Annotated in this window: 17 protein-coding genes; 4 read left to right on the top strand and 13 right to left on the bottom strand. The window is 61.5% G+C overall.

Going from position 1 to position 16,517, the window contains the following annotated elements; genetic code table 11:
• Positions 1 to 54: 54 nt before the first annotated feature.
• The 7 genes from astA to ND528_RS01515 all read right to left on the bottom strand — a co-directional run bounded on the left by astA (position 55) and on the right by ND528_RS01515 (position 7,243).
• Positions 55 to 1,089: an arginine N-succinyltransferase gene (gene astA / locus ND528_RS01545; RefSeq protein ID WP_263469428.1), complete on the bottom strand. Its 1,035-nt coding sequence runs from the start codon at positions 1,087 to 1,089 to the stop codon at positions 55 to 57.
• Positions 1,090 to 1,138: 49 nt separating this feature from the next.
• A complete protein-coding gene (locus tag ND528_RS01540; RefSeq protein WP_263469427.1) occupies positions 1,139 to 2,155 on the bottom strand; it encodes an arginine N-succinyltransferase in 1,017 nt (338 codons plus the stop codon).
• A gap of 118 nt (positions 2,156 to 2,273) precedes the next feature.
• Positions 2,274 to 3,623, bottom strand: coding sequence for an APC family permease (locus ND528_RS01535; protein ID WP_263469426.1), 1,350 nt, complete (start codon positions 3,621 to 3,623; stop codon positions 2,274 to 2,276).
• A gap of 54 nt (positions 3,624 to 3,677) precedes the next feature.
• Positions 3,678 to 4,430, bottom strand: coding sequence for an N-formylglutamate amidohydrolase (locus tag ND528_RS01530; RefSeq protein WP_263469798.1), 753 nt, complete (start codon positions 4,428 to 4,430; stop codon positions 3,678 to 3,680).
• Positions 4,414 to 5,745, bottom strand: a complete 1,332-nt coding sequence (locus ND528_RS01525) for a type I glutamate--ammonia ligase (RefSeq protein WP_263469425.1) — start codon at positions 5,743 to 5,745, stop codon at positions 4,414 to 4,416. Before ND528_RS01525 ends, ND528_RS01530 begins: the two co-directional genes overlap by 17 nt.
• Positions 5,742 to 6,386, bottom strand: a complete 645-nt coding sequence (locus ND528_RS01520) for an isochorismatase family cysteine hydrolase (RefSeq protein ID WP_130911636.1) — start codon at positions 6,384 to 6,386, stop codon at positions 5,742 to 5,744. The genes ND528_RS01525 and ND528_RS01520 overlap by 4 nt, the downstream gene beginning before the upstream one ends.
• Positions 6,387 to 6,388: 2 nt before the next feature.
• Positions 6,389 to 7,243, bottom strand: a complete 855-nt coding sequence (locus ND528_RS01515; RefSeq protein WP_130911635.1) for a MurR/RpiR family transcriptional regulator — start codon at positions 7,241 to 7,243, stop codon at positions 6,389 to 6,391.
• A 317-nt stretch (positions 7,244 to 7,560) separates the two neighbouring features.
• Between ND528_RS01515 and ND528_RS01510 the strand changes: the two genes are divergently transcribed.
• Together ND528_RS01510 and cobF are read left to right on the top strand one after the other, a co-directional pair.
• Positions 7,561 to 8,130, top strand: coding sequence for a histidine phosphatase family protein (locus tag ND528_RS01510; protein ID WP_263469424.1), 570 nt, complete (start codon positions 7,561 to 7,563; stop codon positions 8,128 to 8,130).
• Positions 8,130 to 8,885, top strand: coding sequence for a precorrin-6A synthase (deacetylating) (gene cobF / locus ND528_RS01505; RefSeq protein WP_263469423.1), 756 nt, complete (start codon positions 8,130 to 8,132; stop codon positions 8,883 to 8,885). Before ND528_RS01510 ends, cobF begins: the two co-directional genes overlap by 1 nt.
• A gap of 365 nt (positions 8,886 to 9,250) precedes the next feature.
• Here the strand turns inward: cobF and ND528_RS01500 are convergent, their stop codons facing one another.
• From ND528_RS01500 to ND528_RS01490, 3 genes are read right to left on the bottom strand one after another with little or no spacing between them, the layout of a single operon-like run.
• Positions 9,251 to 10,432, bottom strand: coding sequence for an acetyl-CoA C-acetyltransferase (locus ND528_RS01500; protein ID WP_263469422.1), 1,182 nt, complete (start codon positions 10,430 to 10,432; stop codon positions 9,251 to 9,253).
• A gap of 11 nt (positions 10,433 to 10,443) precedes the next feature.
• The gene (locus ND528_RS01495) at positions 10,444 to 11,109 is read right to left on the bottom strand and encodes a CoA transferase subunit B (protein ID WP_016774134.1); all 666 of its coding nucleotides are present in this window, start codon (positions 11,107 to 11,109) and stop codon (positions 10,444 to 10,446) included.
• A 24-nt stretch (positions 11,110 to 11,133) separates the two neighbouring features.
• On the bottom strand, positions 11,134 to 11,832 hold the full coding sequence (locus ND528_RS01490; RefSeq protein ID WP_016774135.1) for a CoA transferase subunit A: 699 nt from the start codon (positions 11,830 to 11,832) through the stop codon (positions 11,134 to 11,136).
• A 224-nt stretch (positions 11,833 to 12,056) separates the two neighbouring features.
• On the opposite strand from ND528_RS01490, the gene ND528_RS01485 reads away from it, so the two are divergent.
• The gene (locus ND528_RS01485) at positions 12,057 to 13,007 is read left to right on the top strand and encodes a LysR family transcriptional regulator (RefSeq protein ID WP_263469421.1); all 951 of its coding nucleotides are present in this window, start codon (positions 12,057 to 12,059) and stop codon (positions 13,005 to 13,007) included.
• A 76-nt stretch (positions 13,008 to 13,083) separates the two neighbouring features.
• Here ND528_RS01485 and ND528_RS01480 read toward each other — a convergent pair whose 3' ends face one another.
• Both ND528_RS01480 and ND528_RS01475 read right to left on the bottom strand, forming a co-directional pair.
• The gene (locus ND528_RS01480) at positions 13,084 to 13,701 is read right to left on the bottom strand and encodes a DNA-3-methyladenine glycosylase family protein (protein WP_263469420.1); all 618 of its coding nucleotides are present in this window, start codon (positions 13,699 to 13,701) and stop codon (positions 13,084 to 13,086) included.
• Positions 13,702 to 13,759: 58 nt separating this feature from the next.
• Positions 13,760 to 14,842, bottom strand: a complete 1,083-nt coding sequence (locus ND528_RS01475; RefSeq protein ID WP_137216120.1) for a bifunctional transcriptional activator/DNA repair enzyme AdaA — start codon at positions 14,840 to 14,842, stop codon at positions 13,760 to 13,762.
• Between the two features lie 109 nt (positions 14,843 to 14,951).
• On the opposite strand from ND528_RS01475, the gene ND528_RS01470 reads away from it, so the two are divergent.
• The gene (locus tag ND528_RS01470; RefSeq protein ID WP_016774139.1) at positions 14,952 to 15,383 is read left to right on the top strand and encodes a VOC family protein; all 432 of its coding nucleotides are present in this window, start codon (positions 14,952 to 14,954) and stop codon (positions 15,381 to 15,383) included.
• On the opposite strand, the gene ND528_RS01465 is transcribed toward ND528_RS01470, so the two are convergent.
• Entirely contained in the window at positions 15,365 to 16,483 is a 1,119-nt protein-coding gene (locus tag ND528_RS01465) for a carboxylate-amine ligase (protein ID WP_137216140.1), read from the bottom strand. The genes ND528_RS01470 and ND528_RS01465 overlap by 19 nt on opposite strands.
• Positions 16,484 to 16,517: the final 34 nt, after the last annotated feature.

Below are 16,517 nucleotides of genomic sequence, written 5' to 3'. Positions count from 1 at the left end.
AATTTGCGCGGCATGACTGGCGGCTGAAAGGTTTAATCTCCCTTGCTGGAAATATCAGGCCGCCACGGCATGTTGCTGTTGATGGGGCAGGAGCACCGCCCGCACCGAATTGCCCGGCTGCAATTGCAGGCGTTTGGCAGCGAGACGATCAACCATCAGGCTATTGCCCACCAGACGACCGCGGGCCACGGTGATGCGGCAGTTTTCCAGGCGGCGGTTGTGAATCAGCCACAGCGGCGCCTGCTCATCCGGGGTGCCGAGGCTCAGGGTCAGTTCGAGGCTGTCGCGCACCGTGCGGATGCTGCGGATTGGCGCCTCGATGACCGGGCCGCCGTCGAAAATGTCGATATAGCCTTTGTGCGCAAAGCCTTCAGCTTGAAGAATTTTCAACGCTGGTTGAGTGTTCGGATGCGTCTGGCCGATCGCCGCCTGCGCCTGTTCGGTGAGCAGGCAGGTGTACAGTGGCTGGCGCGGCATCAGTTCGGCGATAAAGGCTTTGTTGCCCAGGCCGGACAAGTGATCGGCGTGGGTGAAATCCATCTGGAAAAAGTGCCGGCCGAGGCTGTCCCAGAACGGCGAGCAACCGTTTTCATCGGCACTGCCGCGCAGTTCGGCGATCATCTTCTCGCCAAACAGATGCGGGAATTCGGCGACGAACAACAGACGACCCAGCGACAACAGGCGGCCATTGCTGCCGCTGCGCTGGTCATGGCGCAGGAACAGCGAGCACAGCTCCGATTGGCCGGTCAGTTCGTTGTTGAGGAACAACGTCGGAATCTGTCGTTGAATGCCCAGGTCCGGTGCCGAACTGACAGTCACCCCGAGCCGGTAGTTGTACCAGGGCTCGCGCAAGCCAACGGCGCCGGCCATCGCGCTGACACCGACCACGCGCTGCTCATCATCCTCGAGTACGAACAGGTAATCGGCATCGGCGCGTTCCACCTGTTCGGCGAATGCGCGCTGTGCCCAACGCACTCGATGTGCGAGGCGGTCCTCGTTGGCAGGAAGAGTGGTGAAACCTGGCCCTGCCTGTTCGACGAGGGTCATCAACGCAGGCAGATCACTGACTTTTACCGGACGGACAATCATGCTCCAACTCCTTTGGCGTACCGATTCAGGCGCGGATGGCTAACGCGGCTCACAGAGCGACCAACCGTATCGAACTGCCATCGCTGACCTTCAGCGCCGCACAGATGGCGGGTGTCAGGGGCAGCGGCTGACCGGGGTGATAGTCGAGTTCGGTGACCATCGCGCGGTAGTCATGCAGGGCGTCGTTGCTCAGCAGGTAACGGCCACGGGCGTCGGTCGATGCTTGTTGGCGGACGATGGCAGTCTGGCTGTCAGCGATCGAGCGAATGTTCGCGGTGCGCGCATACAGGGTCGGACCGGCGTCGAACAGGTCGATGTAGCTGTTGGTTTCGAAGCCTTCCCGCTCAAGGATGTCGAACGCTTCCTGGCCGTCCGGGTGCACGCGCCCGATACAATCCTGCGCCGCTTGCGGCAGCATCGGCACGTAGATCGGGTATTGCGGCATCAGTTCGGCAAGGAACGTGCGGCTCTGTAACCCGCACAGACGCTCGGCTTCCGCGTAGGGGAGGTCGAAGAAGTGCTTGCCCAGCGCATCCCAGAACGGCGAGTGACCATGCTCGTCGCTGTAGCCGACGATCTCGGTAATCACCGCCTCGGAGAACCGCTGTGCATGCGCAGCAATAAACAGCAGGCGCGCTCGCGACAGTAGTTCGGAAAACGGCGTGCGCACCAGCGCGGCGTCAATGTGGAAACCGCGCAACAGGGTATGCCCGCTGAGGTCATGGCACAGCGACAACGCCGGCACGCCGTGCTCGATGTTCAATTCCCGCGAAGCACTGGTGAAATGGCGGTTGCGCAGGCTGTAGAACGGCTCCTTGAAACCGGCGGTGGCAAGGATTTCCGAGCAGCCGACCAGTTGTTGGCGTTCGAGATCTTCCAGCACAAAGAAATAGTTTTCCGGCCCTTGGGCTGTGGCGGCGCTATCGAAGGACGCGCACGACGCGGCGATTTTTTCGCGCAGGTGCTCGCTGTCATCCGGCAGCGAGGTCACGCCGATCAGGCTCTCGCGAGCCAGGCGCTGTAGCTGGGGCAGATCATTCTGCTCGACTGGGCGTAAGACCAGCATGGATGTACTCCTGTATCAAAAGGTTCGGCCCGTTCGCCGAACCTGACTATCACTGTCGGTTTCCACGCGTTGAATCGGCGGTCGCCTGATTTGTTGTCAGACGCCGCTCTTTTTCTTGTCAGCCTTTGCTCGGGTCTGGCAGCGCTGTGCTGGCGCCGAGCTTGTTGAGGAAGAACAGGTACACCAGGCCCAGGGCAATCCAGATCAGGCCGAGTTTCTGTGCATCGACGCCCATGTTGTACATGATGGCGGCGACGATGATGAAGCCGATCACCGGGCAGAGCAGATGGCGCACAACCTTTCCCGACTTCTGCCGACGCCAGTAGTGGTTGATCACCGTCAGGTGCAGCAGCATGAAACCGCTGAGGGCGCCGAAGTTGATCAGCGAGGTGAGAATGTCGACCGCGTCGATGAACAGGTAGCAGATCAGCAGTGACAATACCGCTACCAGATAAATGCTCAGGTACGGCGTGTTGTGTTTCGGGTGGACCCTGGCCAACACTTTGGGCAGTTTGCCGTCGCGGGCCATGCCGAACAGCAGACGCGAGACGGCGGCCTGCGAGGTGATCGCCACCGCGACGCCCCAGGCCAGCGCCGTGGCGACGGCGGTCAGGGTCGCCAGCCAGCTGCCGGCGGCGATTTCGGCAATTTCATAAAACGCGGTGTCGGCGGATTTGAAGCCCATGCCCGCTGCCAGATCGGTGGCAATCCACGTTTGTACGACGAAAATCGTGCCCATCACTGCCAGAGTGATCAGCGCTGCCTTGCCGACACTGCGGCCCGGATCTTCCTTGATTTCTTCGGCGAGGGTGGAGATCGCGTCGAAGCCGAGGAACGACAGCACGGCGATCGACACGGCTTGCATCAGCAGGGCGAAGTTGAAGGTTTCCGGGTGATACAGCGGCGTCAGCGTCAGCTCACCGTTACCGCCACCGTTGTGCAGGGCGTTCCAGGCGTAGAACAGGAAGATGCCCAGTACTACCAGTTGTGCCAGCAGGAACAGCATGTTCATCCGCGCGGTGAAGGTGATGCCGCGCAGGTTGACGAACGTCGCGCTGACCAGAAACGCCAGGATGAAGCCGACCTTGGGAATGTCCGGGTACAAATGATTGAGCGCCATCGCCGAATACAGGTACAGCAGCGGCGGAATCAGCAGATAGTCGAGCAGCATCAGCCAGCCAGCGATGAAACCGACATGTTGATTGAGGCCGCGCTGGGCGTAGGAATATACGGAGCCGGCAACCGGGAAGGCCTTGGCCATGCTGCCGTAACTCAGCGCGGTGAACAGCATTGCCACCATGCCGATGATGTACGCCAGCGGCACCAACCCCGGTGCTTCGGCGTTGACGTAGCCATACACCCCGAACGGGGCGATGGGGATCATGAAGATCATCCCGTACACCACCAGATCGGTCAGCGTCAGGCTACGTTTCAACTCTTGCTTGTAGCCGAATTCTTCAATTTCCATGAAGCGCAACTCCTTGTCAGCCATCGGTCGTTTTATGTTTTATCGGTCCATCGTTTACAGCAAAGGTGCGAGGTAACCTGCCCAGCGCGAGACCGCTTCGGGGCTGCGCAGCAGATCATTGCGCACCTCGATCAGCACCGCCTCAAGGCCCCTGGCATCGCCGTGCACCGGCACGGTCATGTCGCCTAAGGGATCAATTTTGTACGGCTGGTTGCCCGCGACTTTCAGCGGGTGCGCTTGGAGGCCGTCAAGCAGGCGCTCGGCATAGTCTTTGGCCTGGCCGAACAGCACGCCGACTTCCAGCGGTCGCGGCTGGCCGTAATACACCGGGGTAAAACTGTGAATGCCGACCACACGCACCGCTTGGCCTCGGGCGATGCGCTCGTCGATCAAAGTCTGCAAGCGCGCATGAAACGGTTTGAACAGGGTCTGCCGGCGATACTCGCGGGCCGCTTCGTCGAGCTCGCGATTGCCGGGGATCTGGTAGATCTCGCTTTGCAGTGGAATGCTGTCCGGGGCATGTCGCGGGCGGTTGAGGTCGATCAGCAGCCGTGAGTAATTGGCGCTGAGCAACGTCGCGCCGAGCTGTTCCGATAACTGTTCGGCCAGTTGCAGCGCGCCGATGTCCCAAGCGATATGTTCGCGTGCGGCCGCCTCGTCCAGGCCCAGATTGTTCAGGGCTTCGGGAATGTAGCGACTGGCGTGTTCGCACACGAGGATCAACGGGTTCGTCGAGTCCTCGCGGTTCAGGTTGTAGACCGGGCGGGTATACAACCCAAGCTCGGCGGATTCAGTACAGGCGTGCATAGTGCTCACACAGGTCAGCGGGCGAGAGCTGTTCCGTCAGCGCCAGTTCCTCGGTTTTCAGGGCGTAATAAGTGTCGAGCAACGGCTTGGGCAGCCATTCGTTGAAGGCTGCACTGTCGCGCAGGCAATCCAGCGCCTGCGCCAGCGAGGCGGGCAGGGCGACGATGCCCCGGGCGTTGCGTTGCTCGTCGTTGAGTGAATCGGGAATTTCATCGGTAACCGCGTTCAGCGCCAGACGCTGTTCGATGCCCAGCCGCCCGGCAATCAGTAGCGCAGCCATGGCCAGATGAGGCGAGGCGGTAGCGTCCATGGCGCGGAATTCCAGGTTGAACTGCTGCGCGGCGGACTTGCCGCCCAAGGTCACGGTCGGGCAGATGCGCAGCGCCGCTTCACGGTTCTGCTGCCCCAGACACGCATACGACGCGCTCCAGTGGTGCGGCTGCAAACGCTGGTACGACAGCGGCGTCGGCGCGGTGAACGCGCACAGCGCCGGTAGAAAATGCAGGACTCCGGCAGCCCAGTGCTGACCGATGCTCGATAGGCCGTTGCTGGTGCCGGCGTCGTAGAGCATCGGCTGACCGGCCACATCGAGCAGGCTGACGTGCAGATGGACACCGTTGCACACCGCTTCGGCGGCAGTCTTCGGCGCAAAACTCAGATCCAGGCCCATTTGCCGGGCGATTTCCCGGGTGATTTCCCGCACGTTGACCGCGCGATCCGCCGCCGCCACGCCAAGCGTCGGGCGGCAGGTGATTTCGTATTGGTGCTTGCCGTATTCCGGCAGGAACATTTCCGGCTCGACCCCGCCAGCGCGCAGGGCGCTGAGCAGCCAGCCGCCGAATTCGGCGCCTTGGCGCTGCGCTTCGAGAGAGAACGCCGCGTGTTCGGCCACGCCAGCGTGCAGGTTGAATTCATGTTCGAAGGCGGCGTTGACCTGCAACCCCAGCTCATCGTGATAGCGCTCGATTTCATCGCGCAGCAATGTGCGTGGGCAGGCGCCCCATGCCTGGCCGTCGGTCTCACGAATGTCGGCGTGAATGAAATCCAGCACCGGTGCATTGGCGTCCGGGCCGCTGCCGACAGTGACGCGGCTGCTCAGATCGGGAATCAGCCGCAGGTCGCCGTACGCGCCCCACGGATTGCTCGACGCGATGATGTCCTGCGGCGTCAACGCGCTGTTGGCCGGGACCCAGCCGCAACCCGCCGCTTGGTAATGCTCCAGCTCATCGCTGGGAAACGAGCGGCCACGGGTGATGCCGATCAGGTCGGTGGTGACCAGTGTGGTCATCGGCAACGGCGTCAGGCGCGGGCTCATGGCTGCATCTCCTGCAAACGGCCGAGCACAGTGTCCGTGTCGGTGATCCAGCAATAACCCTTGATCGCGTTGAGACAGGCGTGGTGGCGTTCAGCTGTGTAAGTGGCGCAGGCGTCCTCCACCAGCGTGACCAGATAGCCACGGTCGGCGGCATCGCGCACAGCCATGTCGACGCATTGGTCGGTGACAATGCCGGCGATGATCAGATGGCGGGTTTGCAGATTGCGCAGCACGTAATCAATGTTGGTTGAATTGAACACCCCGGAGGAGGTCTTCGGCAGCACGATTTCGTTTTCGGTCGGGGTCAGTTCAGCGATGACCTGAGCCTGCATGCTGCCCTTGGGCAGGTGCATGTCAGACAGTTTGTGATCGAGCGAGCGGTCGCGACCGTCGGCAGTCAGGCTTTCGATAATCGTGTGCAGCACGTTCTGCTGCGCCTGACGAAAGGCGCCAAGCAGACGCTGTTGGTTGGGCACCACCTGCTTGCGCGTGCGCTGGAGAAAATACTCGGCATCCGGCTCGCTCAGGTGCGGGTCGAATTGCGGTTCGAGCCAGGCGCGCTGCATGTCCACCAGCAGCAAAGCGGTGTGGTCGGTCGCAAACGGCAGGTCCCGAGGCGAGCGGTGGGGAAGGCTGAACATCCTTATTTGTCCTCCAGCAGGTGAGTCGCAAAGTCGTTGCGCAGGGCATCGATGCCTTCCAGGCGATCGGCCGGGTCTGGCACGCGCAAGGTCAGGCAGGCGATCAACGCCTCGACCTGCGCCAGCGCCGGTACCATGGTGTCGAACGGCGATGCCGATTCGACCGGCGCGCTGATGATCAGGTCGGCCAGTTCGCGCAGCGGCGAGGCGTAGACATCGGTGAACAACACCACTCGCGCGTTGTTGTTTTTCGCCGCCTGCGCAACGCGCAAAGCTTGGGTCTGATAGCGCCGGTAGTCGAACACCAGCACCACGTCCTGACGTTGCAGATCGTATAAACGGTCGGGCAGCAGGGCGTTGTCTTCCAGGGCGAAGCAGCCGGGGCGCAGCAGACGCAGGTGGTTGAGCAGGTAATTGGCCAGCAGAATGCTGAAGCGGCCACCGAAACAGTAGACCTGATGGCGGCTGTCGAGCAGCCATTCCACGAGGATGCGCACGTCCTCAGGCTGGGTCAGGGCTTGGGTGTCGACCAGCAAACGCTGGCTGTCCGCCAGGTAATGCGCCCAGGCATCGTCCTTGTTCTGCTGCGAGCGCGGCTGCAACAAGGTGCGCGGTGAACGCAGGCGATGATCCATGTCGCTGAGCAGGGCTTCCTGGAATTCGGCATAACCGCCGAAACCGAGCTTTTTCACCAAGCGCACGATAGTCGGATCGCTGACACCGGCATGTTCGGCCAGCCGCGCCATAGGCCCGAGACCATTGCGCGGGTACTGGTCGAGCAGGGCGCGAACGACTTTGCGCTCTGACGGCGTCAGGTCCAGGCCGGGCTCGGTGATCAGGTCTCTGAGAGGGGGCATCCGGGCTCCTGCTGGATGGGGTGTCGAATTCGTTTCACAATCCGTTAAACGAGTATTTATGTAATGGGTGTTACATGTCTAGCGAATTTTTGTACAGGTTTTTCGAGCACCAAAAGTGTGCAGGATGCCCGTGTAGCAAGGCTTACGTGGAAGTTGCAACGCTCTGTAGTCCTTTGCCCTCGCTGGTGTCAGACATTGCCCAATGAGCGCGTTCAGCCAGCGGCCGGGCTACGCTGAGGACCACGGTTTTACGGCACAATGCGCCGCAGCCCGGCTAGTGGCCGTTGCTTTCATATAATTCGAGCGAGTACCTGCTTGTGCCAAGTAGCCGTTTGACACTGATTTGCCATGCGCGAACCGTCGCACAGAAACTGGCGCGTTTTCCTACGGACGAGCCTGTTGAAAATCTGGCTGTTCGGTCCGACGCGTTCAGGGCCCGATTGGCGGTAACACGGCGGCTGATTTGCGCCCCGGAATTGAGAACTCAGCAAACGGCGGCATGGTTTGGTGCCGATGCAGAGATTGATCAAGCCCTGCGCGATTGCGACTGGGGACGCTGGCACGGCCAGTCGATCAAAGAATTGCAAGCCAGGGAACCCGACGCGTTGCAGGCCTGGCTGGCCGATCCTGAAGCGGCACCCCATGGCGGCGAATCAGTCAGGCAACTGACGCAGCGGGTGGCAAAGTGGCTGGACACAATCGCTGCAACGCCTGGGCATGTCGTGGCGGTGACTCATCCTTTCGTCATGCGCGCAGCGCTGATGCAGGTGCTGCAGGGCGCGGCGTTCCACGCAATCGACATCGAACCGCTGGCGATGATCGACTTGCGCTTCAATGGCATCTGGCGACTACGCTTGCCGGGCATGGCCCTTGACGAGGAATTCTGATGAAACAGTTGCTGGTCATCGGCATTGGCGTCGGCAATCCGGACTACATCACCATGCAAGCGGTGAAAGCGCTGAATCGGGTCGATGTGTTCTTTCTGCTGGATAAAGGCCAGAGCAAGCAGACACTGATCGACCTGCGCCGGGAGATCTGCGAGCGCTACATCACCGACCACGCTTATCGCTTTGTCGAAGCCAGCAGTCCGGAGCGCGAGCGCGGCGATGTCGACTATACGGCGAGCGTCGATGCACTGAACCGCGCCAAGCAGCAGACCTTCGAACGGCTGATCAATGAAGAATTGTCCGACGGTCAGTGCGGCGGATTTCTGATCTGGGGCGATCCGGCGTTATACGACAGCACATTGCGGATTCTTCAGGCGATTCAGGCATCAGGCCCCTGTCAGTTTGAATACGAAGTGATACCGGGGATCACCAGCGTTCAGGCCCTGGCTGCGCAGCACAAAATACCTCTGAACACGATTGGTCGCTCAGTAGAAATCACCACAGGCCGGCGATTGGCGGCGGGGCAGGTGAGTGAATCGGACAGTCTGGTGGTGATGCTCGATGCCGAGGATTCGTACCAGCGGGTGGCGGATCGGCAGACCGAGATTTTCTGGGGCGCTTACCTGGGCACGTCGGATGAGATTCTGCTCAGCGGTCGGCTGGCGGATGTCGCCGATGAGATCGAACGGGTGCGCAAAGCGGCGCGGGCGGAGCATGGGTGGATTATGGATACCTATCTGTTACGCAAGCCTTGAGTGGTTGCGCCTGAACACGCGCTTTCGCGAGCAGGCTCGCTCCCACAAGGAAATGCGTTGCAGAATGTCGGAGCGAGCCTGCTCGCGAAGGGGGGCAGAACATTCACTACAGACTCTGAACATGCAAAAAGAAACTCGATGCAACGCAGTCACCAGTTCCCCTCACCCCAGCCCTCTCCCGGGGGAGAGGGAGCTGACCGAGGTGTCTTGCGTCAGACATCGACCTGGATGACCGAGTCGATTATGGATTCAACTCTGCTCGTTCAAGCCGACATCACTCCTGCGCATTCCCCGATCAGTTCCCTCTCCCTCTGGGAGAGGGCTAGGGTGAGGGGCTTTTGAGCAGGCTAACGCGGATGTCGTGGTTAAACGCGTTCCAGCGCCAGCGCGACACCCTGACCGCCACCGATGCATAAGGTCGCCAGACCTTTTTTCGCATCGCGTTTGAGCATTTCATGCAGCAGCGTCACCAGCACGCGGCAGCCCGATGCGCCGATCGGATGACCGAGGGCAATGGCACCGCCGTTGACGTTGACCTTGTTCAAGTCCCATTGCAGATCCTTGGCCACGGCCAGCGATTGCGCGGCGAACGCTTCGTTGGCTTCGATCAGGTCGAGCTGATCGATGCTCCAGCCAGCCTTGTCCAGGCAGTGGCGGGTCGCCGATACCGGGCCGATGCCCATGATCGCCGGGTCGACGCCAGCGTTGGCGTACGCAGCGATTCTGGCCAGCACCGGCAGGCCCAGCGCTTTGGCTTTTTCGGCACTCATCAGAATCACAGCGGCGGCACCGTCGTTCAGCGACGAGGCGTTGCCAGCGGTGACGCTGCCGTCCTTTTTGAACGCGGGGCGCAGTTTCGCCAGGGATTCGGCGCTGGTATCGCCGCGTGGCTGCTCGTCGACCTTGAACGCGACAGGATCGCCTTTGCGCTGCGGGATCAGGATCGGCGTGATTTCATCAACGAAGCGCCCGGCCTCGATCGCAGCGGCAGCTTTCTGCTGGGAAGCGGCAGCAAACGCGTCCTGCTGTTCGCGGCTGATCTCGTACTTGTCGACCAGATTCTCGGCAGTGATGCCCATGTGGTAATCGTTGAACGCATCCCACAGGCCATCGCTGATCATGGTGTCGACGATTTGTGCGTGGCCCATGCGCAGACCGGTGCGCGCGCCCGGCATGATGTAGTTGGACAGGCTCATGTTCTCCTGACCGCCGGCGATGATCACCTCGGCGTCGCCGCAGCGGATCGCTTGCGCGCCCAGGTGCAGGGCCTTGAGACCCGAACCGCAAACCTTGTTCAGGGTCATGGCCGGTACGGCATGGGGCAGGCCAGCCTTGATCGCGGCCTGACGTGCCGGGTTCTGCCCGGCGCCAGCAGTCAGCACCTGACCCATGATCACTTCATCGACCTGCGCCCCGTCGAGACCGGTCTGCTCGAGCAACTGGCGGATCACCGCCGCGCCCAGATCTACTGCGGACACATTGGCCAGGGAGCCCTGAAAACTGCCGATCGCGGTACGCGTGGCGGCAACAATGACGACGTCTTGCATGTGCGAATTCCTCACTGGGCAGCGAACTGCATTTCCGGTACATGATCCGGGACGATCAGTTTACCAGCGGTTTTGGCGACGATTTCCTCAACGCTGACGCCAGGTGCGCGTTCCTTGAGGACAAAAGCGCCATTTTCGATTTCCAGATAGGCGAGGTCGGTCAGCACGCGCTTGATGCAGCCGGCACCGGTCAGCGGCAGGCTGCATTTGGCCAGCAGCTTGGACTCACCGTCCTTGGACGCGTGGGTCATGATGACAATGATGTTGTCGGCGCCGGCCACCAGATCCATCGCGCCGCCCATGCCCTTGACCAGTTTGCCGGGGATCATCCACGAAGCGATGTTGCCTTCAACATCCACTTCAAAGGCGCCAAGGACGGTCAGGTCGACATGGCCGCCACGGATCATCGCGAAGGATTCGGCGGAGTTGAAAATCGACGCGCCGATCCGCGCCGTCACCGTTTGTTTGCCGGCGTTGATCATGTCGGCATCAATGGTTTCTTCGGTCGGGAACGGGCCCATGCCGAGCAGGCCGTTTTCCGATTGCAGCATGACTTCCATGCCTTCGGGGATGTAGTTGGCGACCAGGGTCGGAATGCCGATGCCGAGGTTGACGTAGTAGCCGTCCTGCATTTCGCGGGCGACGCGTTGAGCCATTTGTTCGCGGGTAAGTGCCATGTTGTTGTTCTCCGTAGGCCTGAATTATTTGCGGATGGTGCGCTGTTCGATGCGTTTTTCGAACGTGCCGCAAATGACCCGGTCGACGTAGATACCCGGGGTGTGGATCTGCGTCGGGTCGAGTTCGCCGGGCTCGACGATTTCCTCGACTTCGACCACGGTGATCTTGCCCGCGGTCGCGGCCAGCGGGTTGAAATTCTGCGCGGTGTGACGGTAAACGACGTTACCGAAATGGTCGGCCTTCCAGCCTTTGACGATGGCGAAATCGCCGGTGATGGACTCTTCCATCAGGTATTTGCGGCCCTTGAACTCACGCACTTCCTTGCCTTCAGCAACCGGGGTGCCAACGCCAGTGGCGGTGAAGAACGCCGGAATGCCGGCGCCGCCCGCGCGCATTTTTTCGGCGAGGGTGCCTTGCGGGGTAAGGATGACTTCGATCTCGCCCTTGAGCAGTTGCTCTTCAAACAACTTGTTCTCGCCGACGTAGGAAGCGATGACTTTGCTGATCTGGCGGTCGGTGAGCAGCACGCCAAGGCCGAAACCATCAACGCCGCAGTTGTTGGAAACCACGGTGAGGTCACGGGTGCCCTTGCGCTTGATCTCGGCGATCAGGTTTTCTGGGATGCCGCACAGGCCAAAGCCGCCGGCGATGACGGTCATGCCGTCTTCCAGCCCGGCCATCGCTTCCTCGTAGGAATACACACGCTTGTCGAAACCTGCCATAGGCACCTCTTTTATTATTTGCGGGCGGCTGGCTAGCCGAATGACTGGAGTGTCTCTCTGCGGGATATATTTGTTAAGTTGATTTTTGCGGTTGATTGATTGATAAATCTCACTAATACGCGTCGGCGATGATCGTTCCCACGCAGGAGCGTGGGAACGATCAGGGCCATCGCATCACGGCTTGCAGCTTGAAGCTTGCCGCTCGCAACTGGAGCAAAGCGACCATGACCATCAAACAGATCCGTGCCTTTCTCGCCGTGGCCCATAGCCTGAGCTTCGCCGTGGCCTGCGAGCGTCTGCATTTGTCGCAATCGGCGCTGAGCCTGACCATCAAAGCGCTGGAAGAGGGCTTGGGCGGGCGCCTGTTCAGCCGCAACACGCGTAATGTCGCGCTGACCCCGGAAGGCGAGTCCCTGCTGCCGCTGGCGCGCCGCTTGATCGCCGATTGGGACAACGCCGAAGACGAGATGCGCCAGCGTTTCAGCCTCCAGCGCGGACGCGTGACGCTGGCGGCGATGCCGTCGTTTGCCGGCAATCTGCTGCCGCCGATTCTCAAGAGCTTTCGCGCGCGCTATCCGAACGTCAACGTCACGGTCAATGACGTGATCAACGAACAAGTGCTGGAAATGGTCCGCGATCGTCAGGTTGAACTCGGTGTGGCGTTCGCGCCGATGCAGAGCACGTCGATGACATTCACACCGCTGTATGTCGATCGCTTTGTCGCCGTGGTGCCGGCCGATTCAGCGCTGGCCGGTCGCGCCGATATCGATTGGCAGACCTTGCTGCAGGAACCGTTCATCACCCTGCAGCGGCCATCGACCGTGCGGGTGATGCTGGAAGAGCATTTGCAGGCGCGCGGAATGAAGTTGCCGGTGGAGTTCGAAAGTCATCAATTGGCGACGGTCGGGCGAATGGTTGCCAGCGGGCTTGGGGTCAGCGCGGTGCCGGCATTGTGCGCGGGGCAGATGCGCGAACTGGGCGCGCATTGCCTAACCTTGAATGACTCTGTCGAACGCGCGATTGGTGTATTGACCGAGCCGGGCAATGAACTGTCGGCGGCGGCGCAGGCGTTGTTCGAGATTCTCAGGGCGGAAAATTTGCAGCGGCAGTTCGATTTCCCCCTCACCCCAGCCCTCTCCCCAGGGAGAGGGGGAAAGGGAGCCGACCGCGTTTAGTTTCAACTCCCGGGTTCTACCTGCCGCCTCCAATTAATGTGGGAGCAAGCCTGCTCGCGAAGAACGATAACGCGGTCTAAACCTTGGCCACGCGCCACAGATACCAGGCCGCCACCGTCCGATAAGGCCTCCACGCCTGGCCAATCTCGATCATCTGTTTGCGCGTCGGCTGCACCTCCAGTCTCTTCAAGCGCCGATATCCCTCACGCACGCCGAAGTCATCGGCCGGCAGAATGTCCATGCGTTCGAGGCTGTAGATCAGCAGCATCTCCACGGTCCAGCGGCCGACACCGCGCAGGCTGGTCAGGCGTTCGATCAGGGTTTCATCGCCCATCGCCCGTGCAGTCGGGTAATCCGGCACCACGCCGTCCAGCGTCGCCTGGGCAATCCCTTGGATCGTCGCGATCTTGCTGGCGGAAAATCCGCAAGCGCGCAGTTGCTCGACCTCGGTAGCCAGAATCTGCTGCGGACGCGGAAACGCCTGCCCCGGAAACAACTCCACCAAACGCCCAAGGATCGCATCGCCGGCCTTGGCGTGCAGTTGCTGATAGGCAATCGCCCGGACCAGCGATTCATAGGGATCGCGCGCCGGATGTGGCTGATGCAGGCACGGGCCGACGGCGCTGACATGGCGCTGCCAGTCAGTGTCTATCGCGGCCAGAAAAGCGCTGGCCATCTCATACATGTCAGCCATGTTGCGGTGATTCGGACATACCCATCGAAATCCTTACTTGCGTGTTGGATTGCATGGCTCAAAAAGCCAATTGTTGAGTCATTTGCAGTGCGGCGTTTTCCAGCCTGAGCAAGAACGCCTTGCGCGGTTGTCCGCCGCCATAGCCGGTCAGCGATCCGTCGGCGCCGATCACTCGGTGGCATGGCACCACGATCGACAGCCGATTGTGCCCGTTCGCCAGGCCGACGGCACGGCTGGCGCCGGGTTTGCCCAGGCCTGCCGCGATGGCGCCGTACGTGCTGGTGTGGCCATAGGGAATTTGCAACAGCGCCGCCCACACCTCACGGGCGAACGCGCTGCCGGGCAGGTGCAGCGGCACGTTGAACCGAGTGAGTTTGCCGGCGAAATAATCCGCCAGTTGCACCTCGATCTGCTGCAAGTGGGCGTTATGCCCCGGTGCAATCGCGTAGCCGTAACGGTTTTGCAGGGCTTCGACTTCCCGGGTCAGCGCCGGGCGGTCGAGAAATTCCAGCAGCACCAGCCCACGGCGCTCGGCCATGGCGATCATCGGCCCCAGCGGCGTGGTCAGGCGAGTGAACAGCAACGGTTCACTATTGGCCGCGCGGCCCGGGGTGATATGGAAGGACTTCTGAAACGCGTCGCGAAAACCACTGAGCGATTCATAGCCGGAGTCGAAAGCGGCGTGATCGATCGAAGTGCCTTGCCTGATTCCGCCCAGGGCCATGCCGAGGCGTCGTGTGCGCAGCCAGGCGTGGAAGGTCATGCCGAAGTGCTGCTTGAACCAGCGCCGCAATTTCAGCGGTTCGATGCCTTCGGCGAGCAACTGCGCATCGCTCCAGCGCCGTTCGGGATCGGCGTCCACCGCATTCAGCAGGCGCTGCACCCAGTCCGGGGCGATGGCTGCTGCGTCCAGCGGTTTGCAGCGCAGGCAGGCGCGGTAACCGGCGCACAGGCACTCGTCGGCGTGGGCGAAGAATTCGACGTTTTCCGGTTTCGGCTTGCGCGCCGTGCAACTGGGGCGGCAAAAAATCCCGGTGGTTTTCACGGCGGTGAAGAACACGCCTTCATAGGCAGTGTCGCGCTCGAGCATGGCGCGAACCATTTCGGCGTGGGGCGGCAGGACAGCGGCTGGTATGTTCATGGCGTGAGAGTAAATCCGCTTTGTCGATGGCTCCACCGAAAAATCGACAGTGAATTTTTTCCCTTGTGCAGCACAATGGGCGGGTCGCCGCTTTCGAGGAAGCCAGCCCATGCATCCATTTTCCATTCAGCACATCGATCATATCGTCCTGCGCGTCGCCGACCTGCAACGCAGCATCGATTTCTACGCCAGGGTGTTCGGCGCCGAAGTGGTCAGGCATAACCAGCCGCTGGGGCTGGTGCATTTGCGCGCTGGCACGTCGATGATCGATCTGGTCGACTTGCACGGCGAACTCGGGCGCAAGGGCGGTGGCGCGGCGCAGGCGCAGCGACGCAATGTCGACCACTTCTGCCTGCGCATCGAACCGTTCGACGAAGCCGCGCTCATCGCTCACCTGCAATCGTTCGGGCTGACCGTTGAACAAGCCGCCAGGCGTTTTGGCGCCGAGGGTTACGGCTTGTCGCTTTACTGTTTCGACCCGGATGGCAATCAGGTCGAACTCAAAGGCCCGTCCGAGAGCGATCAGCCAGCGGTTTCCTGAAGCAGCAACTCGGTCACTTGCGCCAGAGCCGAGCGGCCGTTTTGCGGTTGTTCAGACGCCAGATTCAACAGCGCCAGTTGCCGGTCGGCGCTGGTGCCGCTGGCGATGATCGCCCGCGCACGCTCGAACAACTGCGCCGCGCCCAATGCCTGCGCCGTATCGGCGAAACGCTGCTCGGCCAGCTCCAGCCATTGCCCGATCGAACAGTCGCCGTCGATACCTTCGACCAGAAAGCGCGCATTAAGCCCCAGGCGCTTGGCGCGCCAGCGGTTTTCTTCCAGCATCGAACGCGCGGTCTGGTCGTACAGCAATCCGGGCCGCCGCTGTGCACTGGCATGAGCCACCAATACCCGGAAAAACGCCGCCAGGGTCAGCGCATCGTCGACCCGAGGGCAGGCGTCGGTCATGCGCAGTTCGAGAGTCGGGAAACGCGCGGCCGGGCGCACGCCCCACCAGCATTCGCCTGGCTGAGTGATGGCGCCGATGCGCGTGAGAAACGCCAAGTGTTCGTCGTAATGGCGCTGATCGGCAAACAGCGGCGCAATGCCCATGCGTGGCCACTCGTCACACGCGGTCTGCCGGTAGCTCATGAAGCCGCTGGCGGCGCCATCCCAGATCGGCGAGGAGCAGCTCAGCGCCAATAGCAGAGGCGTCCACGGCAGCACTTCGTTCATCACCTCAACGCGATCCAGCGGCTCTGCCACCTCGACGTGCACATGCAAGCCCGACAGCACGCTGCGGCGGGCGACATGGCCGTAGCGTTCGAACAGATACCGGAAATGGTCCTCGTCGGTCGGAATCTGTTCGCGCCAGTCGGCCAGCGGATGACTGCCGGCGCTGAGCACGCCCAGGCCAAACGGCTCAAGGGCTGCGCGCAGGGCCTGACGGCTGCCACGCAAGAAATCGCCGGCATGCACGAAATCTCCGAACACCGGCGAAGCCACTTCGATCTGGCCCTGGAACATCTCCGTGGCAAACCACGCGCCCATGGCCGCCCGGCATGCCTCGATGGCCTGCGGCGGCGGGCTGCCGACCATGCGCAGGGTTTGCAGGTCAGTGATGAAATATTCTTCCTCGATGCCAAATCGCGGGCTGGTCATGGCGCTGCTCACGCAACTGTTTCTCATGGGAACC

The organism is Pseudomonas mercuritolerans (assembly GCF_025706525.1).
GTDB classification, from domain to species: Bacteria; Pseudomonadota; Gammaproteobacteria; order Pseudomonadales; family Pseudomonadaceae; genus Aquipseudomonas; species Aquipseudomonas mercuritolerans.
Note: the sequence above shows the minus strand (reverse complement) of the source record. Positions and strands in the feature narration are given on the sequence as shown.